The organism is Capnocytophaga canimorsus (assembly GCF_002302565.1).
Lineage (GTDB): Bacteria > Bacteroidota > Bacteroidia > Flavobacteriales > Flavobacteriaceae > Capnocytophaga > Capnocytophaga canimorsus.
Window position 1 is genome coordinate 1842831 of record NZ_CP022382.1, and the last position, 13675, is coordinate 1856505.

Annotated in this window: 9 protein-coding genes, 1 tRNA gene and 1 pseudogene; 4 read left to right on the forward strand and 7 right to left on the reverse strand. The window is 37.2% G+C overall.

The window, feature by feature from the left end; genetic code table 11:
* Window positions 1-51: 51 nt before the first annotated feature.
* Window positions 52-3528, reverse strand: a complete 3477-nt coding sequence (ileS, locus tag CGC47_RS08155) for an isoleucine--tRNA ligase (RefSeq protein WP_042000086.1) — start codon at window positions 3526-3528, stop codon at window positions 52-54.
* Between the two features lie 158 nt (window positions 3529-3686).
* Between ileS and CGC47_RS10995 the strand changes: the two are divergent.
* Window positions 3687-4515 (forward strand): annotated as a pseudogene (locus CGC47_RS10995) (ISAs1 family transposase).
* On the opposite strand, the gene CGC47_RS08165 reads toward CGC47_RS10995, so the two are convergent.
* The 6 genes from CGC47_RS08165 to CGC47_RS08190 are packed head-to-tail and all read right to left on the reverse strand — an operon-like array spanning window position 4504 to window position 9974.
* Window positions 4504-5754, reverse strand: a complete 1251-nt coding sequence (locus tag CGC47_RS08165) for a hemolysin family protein (protein ID WP_172458715.1) — start codon at window positions 5752-5754, stop codon at window positions 4504-4506. The pseudogene CGC47_RS10995 and the gene CGC47_RS08165 overlap by 12 nt on opposite strands.
* Before the next feature lie 8 nt (window positions 5755-5762).
* Window positions 5763-5960, reverse strand: a complete 198-nt coding sequence (locus tag CGC47_RS08170; RefSeq protein WP_082025277.1) for an NfeD family protein — start codon at window positions 5958-5960, stop codon at window positions 5763-5765.
* A 13-nt stretch (window positions 5961-5973) separates the two neighbouring features.
* Complete coding sequence (gene lptC / locus CGC47_RS08175) at window positions 5974-6573, reverse strand: LPS export ABC transporter periplasmic protein LptC (protein ID WP_041999066.1); 600 nt, start codon at window positions 6571-6573, stop codon at window positions 5974-5976.
* A gap of 4 nt (window positions 6574-6577) precedes the next feature.
* The gene (locus CGC47_RS08180) at window positions 6578-7909 is read right to left on the reverse strand and encodes a hypothetical protein (protein ID WP_232779654.1); all 1332 of its coding nucleotides are present in this window, start codon (window positions 7907-7909) and stop codon (window positions 6578-6580) included.
* 19 nt (window positions 7910-7928) lie between these two features.
* The gene (locus CGC47_RS08185) at window positions 7929-9200 is read right to left on the reverse strand and encodes a membrane protein (RefSeq protein WP_041999069.1); all 1272 of its coding nucleotides are present in this window, start codon (window positions 9198-9200) and stop codon (window positions 7929-7931) included.
* Between the two features lie 15 nt (window positions 9201-9215).
* Window positions 9216-9974 carry a type III pantothenate kinase gene (locus tag CGC47_RS08190; protein WP_041999072.1) on the reverse strand — a complete coding sequence of 253 codons (759 nt, stop codon included), beginning with the start codon at window positions 9972-9974 and terminating at the stop codon, window positions 9216-9218.
* 119 nt (window positions 9975-10093) lie between these two features.
* On the opposite strand from CGC47_RS08190, the gene CGC47_RS08195 reads away from it, so the two are divergent.
* The 3 genes from CGC47_RS08195 (at window position 10094) to CGC47_RS08205 (ending at window position 13667) form a co-directional block, all read left to right on the forward strand.
* Window positions 10094-10166: transfer RNA gene (locus CGC47_RS08195), tRNA-Phe, on the forward strand.
* Between the two features lie 778 nt (window positions 10167-10944).
* A complete protein-coding gene (locus CGC47_RS08200) occupies window positions 10945-11634 on the forward strand; it encodes a succinate dehydrogenase cytochrome b subunit (RefSeq protein ID WP_013996369.1) in 690 nt (229 codons plus the stop codon).
* A 2-nt stretch (window positions 11635-11636) separates the two neighbouring features.
* Complete coding sequence (locus CGC47_RS08205; RefSeq protein ID WP_041999076.1) at window positions 11637-13667, forward strand: fumarate reductase/succinate dehydrogenase flavoprotein subunit; 2031 nt, start codon at window positions 11637-11639, stop codon at window positions 13665-13667.
* Window positions 13668-13675: the final 8 nt, after the last annotated feature.

The window sequence follows — 13675 nt, forward strand, 5'->3', positions numbered from 1 at the left end:
TGACAATTTTTCCGTTTACATCTAAAAATACAATTTCCCCTAATCTGATTATCACACTTTCTCCACGGAAATTTTCGTTACAATATCATCAAATTCGATGGGTTCGCCTGAAACATTTTCAGCAAACGTAAGTTCACTAGTAAGGGTTTCGCTTTTGATGTACTCCAAATTGTCCGAAACAGCCTCTTCAACGGCTTTTTGTTTTTGAATACAGATATTGATTTTATCCGTAACATCAAAACCGCTATCTTTTCGGATATTTTGAATACGATTTACCAGCTCACGAGCGATTCCTTCTTTTCTCAACTCGTCAGTGATATGAATATCCAAGGCTACCAACAAATTCCCTGAACTTGCCACAAGCCATCCCTCGATGTCTTGCGTGGTGATTTCTACATCTTCAATGCTTAAAGTTACATCTTTTTCTTCTAATTTTATAATAATTTCACGATTTTTTTCGATATTGTGAATATCTTCTTGCGTAAAATTCTGTATTTGAGCAACTACCAATTTCATATCTTTCCCGAAACGAGGTCCCAAAGTCTTGAAATTCGGTTTGATTTGCTTCACTAAAATACCCGAAGCATCTTCCAAAAGTTCAATTTCTTTAACGTTTACCTCTGATTTTATCAAATCGGCAACGGCTTCAATTTCCCTTTTTTCAGCTTCGTTTGATACAGGAATCATAATTTTTTGCAACGGCTGACGCACCTTTATCATCTCTTTTTTACGAAGTGAAAGCACCAAAGATGAAATATTTTGAGCTTTCTCCATTTTACTCTCCAATGACTTGTCAATAAACGATTTATCTGTCGTTGGGAAAATAGTCAAATGTACACTTTCTGCCGTTTCTTTTTGGGTTCCTGACACCAAATCTCTGTACAATACCTCTGCGTAAAACGGAGCTACCGGAGCCATTAGTTTTGCCACATTCAGAAGACAAGTGTACAAAGTCTGATAAGCCGAAATCTTATCTTCCTCATATTCACCTTTCCAGAAACGTCTGCGGCACAAACGCACATACCAGTTACTTAAATTCTCTTGTACAAAATCCGAAATTAAACGCGTGGCACGAGTAGGCTCATAGTCGGCAAAAGCCTCATCAACCTTTTGGATAAGGGTATGAAGTTCCGACAAAATCCAGCGGTCGATTTCAGGGCGTTTTTCTAACGGAATTTCCTCTTCTTTGTATGTAAATCCGTCAATATTAGCATATAAAGCAAAGAATGAATAGGTGTTGTAAAGCGTTCCGAAAAACTTACGACGCACCTCGGCAACGCCCTCTAAATCAAACTTTAAGTTATCCCACGGATTGGCATTGGAAATCATATACCAACGTGTGGCATCGGCTCCGTATTCTTCCAAAGTGGTGAACGGGTCGATGGCATTGCCCAAACGTTTGGACATTTTTTGTCCGTTTTTATCCAAAACTAATCCGTTGGAAACTACATTTTTGTATGAAATTCCATCAAAAACCAATCCTGCAATCGCGTGAAGCGTGTAAAACCAACCACGTGTTTGGTCAACTCCTTCGGCGATGAAATCGGCTGTTTTCCAAGTATTTTCAACCATTTCTTTGTTTTCGAACGGATAGTGCCATTGTGCGTAAGGCATCGCTCCCGAATCAAACCAAACGTCAATCAAATCACTTTCGCGTTTCATCGGTTTGCCCGATGCTGAAACCAAAATGATTTTATCTACTACGTTTTTATGTAGGTCGATTTTTTCGTAATTCTCGTCAGACATATTTCCTAGCTGAAAATCAGCAAAAATATCTTCTTTCATCAATCCTGCAGCGATAGACTTCTGAATTTCAGCCTTTAACTCTTCCACAGAACCAATAATAATTTCTTCTTTTTTGTCTTCAGTTCGCCAAATCGGAAGCGGAATTCCCCAATAACGCGAACGCGACAAATTCCAATCGTTGGCGTTTTGTAACCAATTTCCAAAACGCCCTTCACCTGTGGCTTTGGGTTTCCAATTGATTTCTTTATTTAGGTCGAAAAGGCGGTCTTTCACGTCCGTAATTTTGATGAACCAAGAATCGAGCGGATAGTACAAAACGGGTTTGTCAGTTCGCCAACAGTGCGGATACGAGTGGACGTACTTTTCTACCTTAAAAGCTTTATTTTCAGTTTTTAAGAGAATTGCTAACTCTACGTCCCACGATTTTTCTGGTGCATCTTGGTCGTAATATTCGTTTTTAATGTATTTTCCGCTAAATAATTCAGGAACATTTTCGCCTTTTACAAATCTGCCCTGCAAATCCACAAGCGGAACAAGATTATCGTTTTCATCTTTGATGAGCATTGGCGGAATCCCGTTTTCTTTGGCAACGCGAGCGTCATCAGCACCAAAAGTCGGAGCGATGTGTACAATTCCTGTTCCGTCTTCCGTAGTTACGAAATCTCCCGTAATTACTCGGAAGGCTTGGTCGGCATTTTCCGCAGGACTAAACCACGGAATGAGTTGCTCATAAGTAGTCCATTCTAAATCTGAACCTTTGAATTCGGCAAGGATTTGATACGGAATTTTGGCGTGTTTCATCTCGCTGGTTTGCACAATTGCGACATTGATAATATCCAAAGCATCGTCTCTATTAGGAATTTCGTTGTATTTTTGCTCGATTCGGTCAAATATTTCAGAATTTTCACCTTCGGCAAATTTACTTCCAAATAGTTTTGACACTAAATCTTTTGCCAAAATTACATAAATCGGCTCGTAAGTGTATTGATTAAAAGTTTTAACCAGCACATAATCAATATTTTTACCCACTGCCAAAGCCGTGTTTGACGGAAGCGTCCAAGGGGTTGTTGTCCAAGCCAATATGAATACATTCTCACCTAAATCTTTGAATTGATTTATTAGTTGATATGAGAAATTTTTTACACGGAATTGAGCCACAATCGTAGTATCCGAAACGTCACGATACGTACCTGGTTGGTTGAGTTCGTGAGAAGAAAGTCCTGTTCCTGCCTTTGGCGAATACGGCTGAATCGTGTAGCCTTTGTACAGCAATCCTTTGTTGTAAATCTGTTTCAGAAGCCACCAAACCGACTCCATATATTTGGATTTGTAGGTAATATACGGATTTTCCATATCTACCCAATAACCCATTTTTTCGGTAAGGTCGTTCCAAATGTTAGTGTAACGCATTACGGCTTCTTTACAAGCCTTATTGTAATCTTCCACGGAAATTTTCTTTCCGATGTCTTCTTTGGTGATGCCCAATTCTTTTTCCACGCCAAGCTCCACAGGAAGTCCGTGCGTGTCCCAACCTGCTTTTCGTTTTACTTGAAATCCTTTTTGAGTTTTATAACGGCAGAAAATATCCTTAATCGTACGTGCCATCACGTGATGAATGCCCGGAAGCCCATTTGCCGAAGGCGGACCTTCAAAAAATACAAACGGCTCTTTGCCCTCACGCGTTTCAATACTTTTTTCAAAAATATTATTTTCTTGCCAATATGTAAGTATCTCTTTGGCAATGACTGATAAATCTAAGTTTTTGTGCTCTGTGAATTTCATAAGTAACGTGAAAATTGAAATAAAATCAGTTATTTAATACTTCTTTAATCCCTTTAAAAGATTCTGTAAGGTTGCGAAATTACAAAAATTCAATGAATTATATCTTTATTTAAAAAGAAGTTTAGATCAAACGCACGAAATTTAATATTTTTGTTTTTATGGATTTAGTGAGTTATTTTTCTGACATTGAGGATTTTCGTATGGTGAACAAATACAATCATCTTCTTTCTGACATACTTCTCATTGGGCTTTTCACCTATTTGAGCAACGGCGAAGACTACGAAGATATGGTATTATTTGCTGAAAATCACTCTGATTTTGTGCGTGAATATTGTAAGCTTCCCAACGGAGTACCCTCACACGATACCTTTAATCGAGTTTTTAGTTCACTGGATACTATGTTTTAAACAAATGCTTAATGGATTGTGGTAAAGCCATTTTGGACACGCTTGGCGAAAAACAAATTTGTATCGATGGAAAGAAAATTAAAGGTGTAAATCCTAGAGGTCGTGGAAATACAGGGCTTTACATTGTGAATGCTTGGGTGAGCGAAAACGAACTTTGTATCAGACATAAAAAAGTAGCAGATAAATCCAATGAAATAACGGCTATTCCTGAAATCATCAATAGTTTAGATATTGAAAATGCGGTAGTTAGCATTGATGCGATGGGTTGTCAGCAGAGAGAAACGAGATATTATATCAGCAGTGAAGAGGGCTTATCTGCAGATTATTTCAATGAATTAGTTCGTGGGCATTGGGGAATTGAGAATAAATTGCATGGCATTTGGATGTAACATTTCGGGAGGATTAGTGCCGAGCCAGAGCAGACAGGTTTTCAGCTGAAAACCTGTCTGCTCTGCGGAAATTAGCTTTACAAATGATTAAAAATCAAAAAGATAAATTAAGCTTAAAGAAACGAAGACTCAAAGCTGCCTACAATACAGATTGCTTAAAAAATATTATCCAAAACTTTTCATGTGTTTGACCTAGTCACAAATAGCCGAACAGTTTGTATTTTAGCCTCAGAGCTTTCTTCAATTAAAAATTCAAAAGGGGGAAGACTTACACGTTCGCCTTTCTGAGGAATATCTTCATAACAACTTACAATGAGTCCGCCTAAGGTTTCATAATCCTCGCTTTCGGGCAAGTCAAGTTTGTAAGTTTCATTGAGATAGTCAACTTCCAATCGAGCAGAAAACAAATATTCATTGACTGAAATTTGCTCTTCCAAAAGTGAAACCACATCGTGCTCGTCTTCAATATCTCCAAAAAGCTCCTCAACAATATCTTCCAAAGTTAAAATACCTGCTGTACCTCCATATTCATCTAACACTACAGCCATACTTTTGCGTTTATGCGTTAAAATACGCATTACCTCGTTAATAAGTACCGTTCCAGGAATGAAAATTACAGGAATGAGTACACTCTGCAAATCTTTGGGCTTTTTGAACATATCAAAAGAATGTACATAACCCACAATTTCGTCGATATTATCTTTGTAAATCAATATTTTAGAGTATCCAGAAGACACAAAGGTTTTAATCAACTCTTCGTTTTTGATGTTGATATCTACGGCAACGATTTCCGTTCTCGGAATCATTACATCACGGGCTTTAACTTCTGAAAAACTTAACGCATTTTGGAAGATTTGCACTTCGGCATCTACTTCCTCTTTTTGTTGTACGTGTTCCATCTGCTCGGAGATATAATCCACCAATTCCAATTTGGTAAACGACAGGGGAACGTGGTCGCCTTTTGTTTTGAAAAACACTTTCAAAACAAAATCAGAAATCCAAATTACAAAGTTGGAAATAGGCGAAAAAATAAGATAAAATACATAGGCCGGAATGGCCAATGCTTTTAATAATTGATTGGCATAAATCTGAAAAATAACTTTCGGTAAAAATTCGGCTGTAGCCAAAATGATAAGCGTAGAGATAAGCGTGTGCCAAAAAACGTTTTGATAAAAATCAGGAAGGAATTGCGTCATCACACGCCCCATTTCAAAACCATATACTACTAAAGATATGTTGTTGCCCACCAACATTGTAGCAATGAGCTTTGAGGGTTTTTTGGTGATTTTACGAAGTACTCGTGCTAAAACTCCACTTTGTTTCTTTTCAATTTCAACGTGTACCTTGTTCGATGAAATATAAGCAATTTCAAAACCAGAAAAAAAGGCAGAAAGCAACAAGGAAACAAAAATAATTATAAAAGAAACCATAGGTTCTGTTATTTATTCGGATTGCGTTTTTCAAAGCGTTTGCGGTAATACCTTCGGAAGAAGAACATTCCTAATGATACCACAGCAAAAATTAAAAAAATATAGAAACGTTGCTTATCAGGGTGATTCCAATAGCGAACCACCTCAATAACAGAGAGTACAAATACCCCAAGATAGGCGTATTCAAAAAATTTTAATGTTTTCATTATTACTTATGTTTTATTGTGTTGTTTGTGGTTCATTAGCATTGTTTTCCTGCTCTGGGATTGCCAAAACTCCAGTGGTGCGATGTGCCCGAACGGTGCTAAATTTCTTGTCGAAATCCATACCAACACCTCGGGTTAAGGTACCTTTTACCGAGTCGGTAAAGGTAAAACTTTTTTCTGTAAATATCCAATCCAGCTTTTGATCCCAAAAAAGTTGTGATGTTTTTAATTTTTTACCATCGGAAGTGGTAAGCACTACACTATCACGCAATTCTACCATTTGTGATTTGGTGTAAACGATACCATAATTAGCCTCAATAGTGTTTTTTTTGTCGTTTTCATCAAAAAAATCAACTTTAACACCCTTAGGGAATTCGTAATACGGAAATTTTTGATTAGAAAAATCATCGTTTAGCGCACTGGTCAAAACCGCCACCATTCTTGCCGAATCGGTATAAACCAAACGAAAATCATAGGTTTGCCCCTGCGGAAATTTATGGGTAATGCTTTGTTTTTGAATGTTTTTAAAATCGTTAGTACACGAAAAAAGCATTGCCATACCCAAAAGTACGGCAATGCCTTTTAAAATATATGCTGATTTTTTGTCTGCCATTTGCTTACAATGAAGGAACTTTTACTGATTGCCCTACCCAACATTTGAAAGTAATGGTTTTACCTGCCATTCCTGACTCAAAAATGTCTACTTTTGAAGGCGCTAATCCTTCGTAATAAGTAGCCAAACTTCCTAAACCACCTTTTCTTGCAACGTTGGCAGCTAACCAATAAATAGCTCTTTTTTCAAAAGGAGTACTTCCGCATTCGTTAGCACTATTAGCGTAGGCTTGTGCTATAATTCGGTACGCATCAGAGTTTGATGGGTTGTAATTCAACGCTTTCTGAGCATAACTCACTGCAGTAGCTTTGCTACTTTTTTGAGCGATTTTGGTTAAGATTTTAGCTTTTTTAAAGTTATCCGTTTCCAAAGAAACAGCTTCGTTATAGTACTGTATCGCTTTTGAAGGATTTCCACCTTTGTCGGTCAAAACTCCTAAATAGTAAGCCGAAGAAGCTGAAGGCGATAAGTTATGAAGCGCTGTTACGATTTTTACGTATAATGGGTCGCTAGTACAGTCTTTATCAGTCATCTTACCCGCCGCTCTTCTAAGCCATTCTTCGTTAGATTTGTTTTCGTCAAATCCTTTTGTGTAAAGCGGAATAAGATTCGGACAGTCAGCAAGTTGCCCTAATTTACCATCAACACTTTCACTAATTTTTTCGTAATTATCCATACGTTTACGTGCATTTTCAAGAGCCTTCTTCTCTTTGTCGTTTAAAGTTCCAGCATCCTCTTTATCAATATACTGGTTTATGGTTAGAGACAAATCGTTTTTCTCGTCTTGAATTTTTTCAGAAACATCATCGTATGTATCGAAAACATTTTGTAATGATTTCACATTTTTTCCGTGTAAGTTTACCAATTCGGAAAAATACAAGTACAATGCTTTTTCATTTTTGAAATTGGCTTTATCTTCTTTAAAAGCCTGATCAAGTAAAGCGTAAATATCTTCAGAAGTTCCTGCTTTTTCATCAAACATCAGAAGTGCTTTACGGATACGCATTTCGGTTACCGATAACCTTTGAGGAAAATACTTGTTATAATCATCATACAATTGCTCCAAATCTTTTACGTATTTTGCTTTTTCTGCAGCCGTTGCCTTACTAATTTTATGCTTGAGAATACGCTCCCCATAAGCAAAAGTAGCATAATGCAATTGCGGACAATTTTTGTAAACGGCTTTCCAAGGCTCGTACGCCTCATCATAATTTTGCACCTTGGCGTATTCGCTGAATATAGATAGATTTTGATTACATTCAACGTTTTGAGCTTTGGTGCTTACTACACCAAAAAGACCAACAGCCAAAGCTACGATTAAATTTTTTCCTTTCATTTTCTTTGTTTTTTGGTTATTATTGATACTTCGTTTTTTGGAACCACTTGTCATTTAAGGTAAATCCGATGCGTAAATTAAAATAATTTTCTTTGACCAGATTTTGGCTGAGCGTTCCTCTTTTTCCGGTTTCAAACCCTATGGTAGCATTTGAAAATCCTTTTACGGGTAGGCTAGCTCCAAAAGATATGCCAAAATCAGTAATGGATTCGTTATTTAACAAAATTCCTGTTTTTTCGTAATGTACACCCGCACGATAAACTACTCGTTTCCAATAACTTGAAAACGAATTGTATTGTGGAATAAAAAATCCGCCAATGGCTACTTGATATCCGTTTTCATAGGTTACTTTACTTGAGGTGATAAGTGGATTTGAAAATTTTTCTGAACTAATGTGGGTGTATTCCATACCTGCAAACCACTTGCGTTTCTGCCCCAAGCCTAAGCCCAATTCAAGTTGTGAAGGCAACGTAATTTTAGTAGAGCTTAAGTTTAAAGCATTCAAATCAATGTTAATATTATCACGAATAACTACCGAACCGTTCGATGCAAAATTCCCAGTAATGATGCTTCGGGTATTGTTTGAATTGAGTTTTGTTTGAGGTGTGTAAACCAAACTTGCGTTGACTTCTAAGTGTTTAGTAACTGGTTTTTCATAATAAAGTCCTAAACTCAGAGCGGCACCACGTAGAGTAGATTGATTATTTTCAGAGGTAAAAAGCTCTACATTTTCTTTCAATTCGTAGGTTGTCATTTGGGTATTTCCAAAGAAAATTTTTGCTGAAGCTCCCACACTAAGTCCTTTATAAAGAGTATATCCCAGCGAAGTAAATAGCTGATTTACGCCTCCTGACCCCTCAAAACGATTGTACTTTTTAGGACTGTTCCCTGTTGAGAGCGATGAAAATTTATATCCTACGGAAGAATAGGGTAATAAACCAAACGAAAGCCCCAAGTTTTTATAGATTGGAAATCCTAAAGCTACATAATCAACTGCTGATGATTGTGTTTTTTCTGTACCTGATTTAGAGGTGATTTGATTGCTTTTTAATGAAAAACCAGCAGTAAAAGCAGTGTATTGCAGTTTTGCTAATGATGCCGGATTTTGCATATTGAGTCGGATACTATCGGCGTGTACCCCCAAGCGCCCCATAAATCGTTCTTCGGCATTCCCTGCAAAATTCAATTCACCGATGCCGTAGTACGAATAAGGCGAGTTGGTGGTTCTTTGCCCAAACGACATTAAGCTCACAAACAGGATTAAAATAGTGATAAAAGACTTTTTATTCATACGTTAAAAAATGTGTTATAGCTTGTTTTGATGTTGCAAAATTGCATATAATCCTTCAAACAAGAAAAACGGATTGGCAAATATGCGGCTTTTTATGTTTTTAGCCAAATAAAGATGGTTTCCACCCGTCAAAACAACTGTTAAATTTTTAAATTGTGCCTTATATTGGGCAATTACCCCTTCTATTTCACAAATTACATTATGATAAACGCCCGATAAAATACAACCTTGTGTTGTATTGCCCACAAAATGTGTGGGGTCAAAATCTTGTTCTGCAATCAAAGGCAATTTTGATGTAAAATGATGTAATGCTTCAAGACGCATACCGATGCCAGGAGCAATAGCACCTCCTAAATACACTTTTTGTTCAGTAACCAAATCAAAAGTAATACAAGTACCTGCATCAATAACCAATACGTTGGTATTAGGGTAACGTGTAACTGCGGCAGCAACAAGCGCCAAACGATCAACCCCTAGAGTAAGTGGCGTAGCATAATCGTTCCTAAAAGGCATTGGGGTACGATTACTAACAAAAATGGTTTTTGAGATTTTTTTACAGACAAAATCGAATCGTTTTTGCGCATTTTCAACCACCGAAGCAATCACACAATATTCAATATTGTATTGTTTCAATAGTTCCAATACGACGTCTTCAAAAGACTCGTTAAGGAGTTTTTGATAAAAAATTTGAATATCGGCACTAAAAACAGCTATTTTTATAGCCGTATTGCCTTGGTCAATAATTAAAGTATGTTTATTTTTTTTAGCGCACATTTATTTCAAATAGAATGCTTTGCAAACAAGATGCAAATGTACATAAAAATTTTTTAATCGTTTTATTTGCGTATATCAAAAATACAACATATATTTGCAACCGAATTTGAAACCCAATTGGTACCTTAGCTCAGTTGGTAGAGCAAAGGACTGAAAATCCTTGTGTCCCTGGTTCGATTCCTGGAGGTACCACTGATAAGAAAAGCTGTCTAAGTTTAGACAGCTTTTTTTGTTTTGGAATCAGCTTTATAGCTCTTCTTCGTTTTCCTAGATTACTTATCTTCAAGAAGCCTGAAATCTTTAAAAAGGTTTGATTTTTGGTGTTATTATGAATAATTTTGATTGTCAGTTATTTATGAATTTGATGACTTTATTTTGTTATATGTAAAAAATTGATTATAAACAAATAAGATTCAAAATATTGAATTGATATAAAATTTTTCAACAGTTTTTTTAATACAAAATACGCACAATTTTATCAAAACAGAAAATTAAGACAAATTTTATCCTATGACACATTCAGCCTAAGAACACAACGCAAAAATAATAACAAACGTGTTGATAATAAGGATATAGCGAAAAGAAAACACAGATGCGTAAACGAATAGAAATTACCTTCAGTGGTATTAGGAAAATTTTTTCTATAATTCATACACGTAGTCACGTTGAAAGGATTTTCATTCAAAGTAATTTTGTGTATCTTTGAATCAGTTAAATAACATATAAACTACCAAGTTGAACCAAATATATTTCTGATGAGGTGGATTAAGTGAGCTAAGGTTTGGTTTCTTTATACATTGGTTATTAAAATAATCACACAAAAACACTCGATTTTCTTAATATTGTCATAAAACCATTCTTTTTTATACTAATTATAAATAAGGATATTTTGGTCGGTTAAGGTTGTTTTAACCGCTGAAACCTCGTAAATTTGTTACGATTTTTTTAATACATTTTTAAAATAGAATATATGGCAAGATTATTTAAAACATCTATTGCTCGAAAGGTGGCGATGGCGTTATCGGCACTTTTCCTGATTGTCTTTTTGGTGATACACTTGGCTGTGAATTTTACGTCGGTTTTCAGCGCTGATTTATTCAACGAGTTATCACATTTTATGGGAACAAATCCACTGGTTCAAGGCTTAATGCAACCCATTCTGATGTTGGGAGTTATTTTCCACTTCGTGATGGGTTTTGTTTTGGAAATGCAAAACCGCAAAGCCCGTGGAGCTAACGCTTATGCCCGTTACAACGGAGCGGCAAATTCCACTTGGATGTCACGTAATATGATTTACAGTGGAATGTTCATCCTCATCTTCTTAGGAATTCACTTGGTAGATTTCTGGGTTCACGAAATGACCGTGAAGTATGTAGAAGGAGATATGAGCGGAATGATTAACGGAGAGTACCGCTATTATGCCGATTTGGTTGAAAAAATGTCAGAAACTTGGCGAGTAATTGCGTATTGTGCTGGTTTCGTATTCCTTTTCCTCCACTTAATTCACGGCTTTCAGTCGTCATTCCAATCAATGGGCTGGAAAGATGACAAACGCAAAAAATTCATCAGTACAGTAGGGTGTATTTATTCATTTGTGATTTGTGGCGGATTCGTTTTCGTTGCTTTGTTCCATTATTTTAATCATTTATTAGGGAAATAACTATGAAGAAATTAGATTCTAAAATTCCAGAAGGTCCTATTGCAGAGAAGTGGACAAAACATAAAAATCATATCAATCTTGTAAATCCTGCTAACAAACGTAACATTGATGTTATCGTAGTGGGAACAGGACTTGCGGGAGGTTCGGCTGCGGCAACTTTGGCAGAATTAGGTTATAACGTGAAGGCTTTTGCTTATCAAGATTCACCACGTCGAGCTCACTCCATTGCAGCACAAGGAGGTATCAACGCCGCTAAAAACTATATGGGTGATGGAGATTCTGACTACCGACTTTTCTACGATACAGTAAAAGGAGGTGATTTCCGTGCCAGAGAGGCAAATGTGTATCGTTTGGCGGAAGTTTCTGCAAATATTATTGATCAATGTGTGGCTCAAGGAGTTCCATTGGCTCGTGATTACGGCGGATTGTTAGACAACCGCTCGTTTGGAGGTACGCAAGTTTCTCGTACATTCTACGCAAAAGGTCAAACAGGGCAACAATTGTTGTTGGGTTGCTATTCAGCAATGAATCGACAAATCGCCCGTGGAAAGATTGATATGTACAATCGTCACGAAATGTTGGATATCGTTATTGTTGACGGAAAAGCTCGTGGGATTATCGCTCGTGATTTGATAACAGGAAAAATAGAGCGTCATTCGGCTCACGCTGTGGTAATTGCAACAGGAGGTTACGGAAACGTATATTTCCTTTCTACCAATGCGATGGGCTGTAACGGAACGGCAGCTTGGAAAACACACAAGCGAGGAGCATTTTTCGCAAATCCTTGTTTTACGCAAATTCACCCGACTTGTATTCCGCGTTCAGGAGATTATCAATCAAAATTGACATTGATGTCTGAATCACTTCGTAACGACGGACGTATTTGGGTTCCGAAGAAAATGGACGATGTGTATGCTATTCGTGAAGGACGTAAAAAACCAACTGAAATTGCTGAGGAAGACCGCGATTACTACTTGGAAAGACGTTATCCTGCTTATGGAAACTTAGCACCGCGTGATATTGCTTCACGTGCTGCCAAAGAGCGTTGTGACGCTGGTTATGGCGTAAATGCAACAGGCGAGGCTGTGTACTTGGATTTCTCTTCCGCTATTGAGCGTTATGGAAGAGAGCAATGTAAAATCCACGGAATTGAAAATCCTTCCAAAGAAGAAATCATCAAACGAGGAGAGAAAATTGTTGAGGCTAAATATGGAAACCTTTTCCAAATGTACGAAAAAATCGTTGATGAAAATCCGTATAAAACTCCAATGATGATTTACCCTGCAACGCACTACACAATGGGCGGAATTTGGGTAGATTACAACTTAATGACTACAATTCCAGGTTGTTACTGTATCGGTGAGGCGAACTTCTCTGACCACGGAGCAAACCGCTTGGGGGCTTCCGCTTTGATGCAAGGTCTGGCAGATGGATATTTTGTTCTTCCTTATACTATTGGAGATTACTTGGCGGCGGATATTCGCACAGGAAAAATTTCAACTGATTTGCCTGAATTTGAAGAAGCCGAAAGAGTAGTAACTGAGCGATTGAAATTCTTTATCAACAATAAAGGTACACATTCAGTAGATTATTTCCACAAAAAACTCGGAAAAGTAATGTGGGATAAGGTAGGAATGGCACGTAATGCACAAGGATTGAAAGAGGCTATTCAGGAAATTCGTGAAATTCGTGAAGATTTCTGGAAAAATGTAAAAGTTCCAGGAGAAATGTACGAAATGAACGTAGAACTTGAAAAAGCGGGACGTGTAGCCGATTTCTTGGAGCTTGGTGAGTTGTTTGCTAAAGATGCTTTGGAAAGAAACGAATCGTGTGGAGGACATTTCCGTGAAGAGTATCAAACTCCTGATGGAGAAGCACTTCGTGATGACGAAAACTATGCATATGTAGCTGCTTGGCAGTACACAGGAAATCCAAACGAAATCAAATGTACGTACAATCCGAGTGAAGAAATCGTACATAAAGAACAATTGGAGTTTAAAGATATTAAATTAGTACAACGTAGTTATAAATAGGAGAAAGA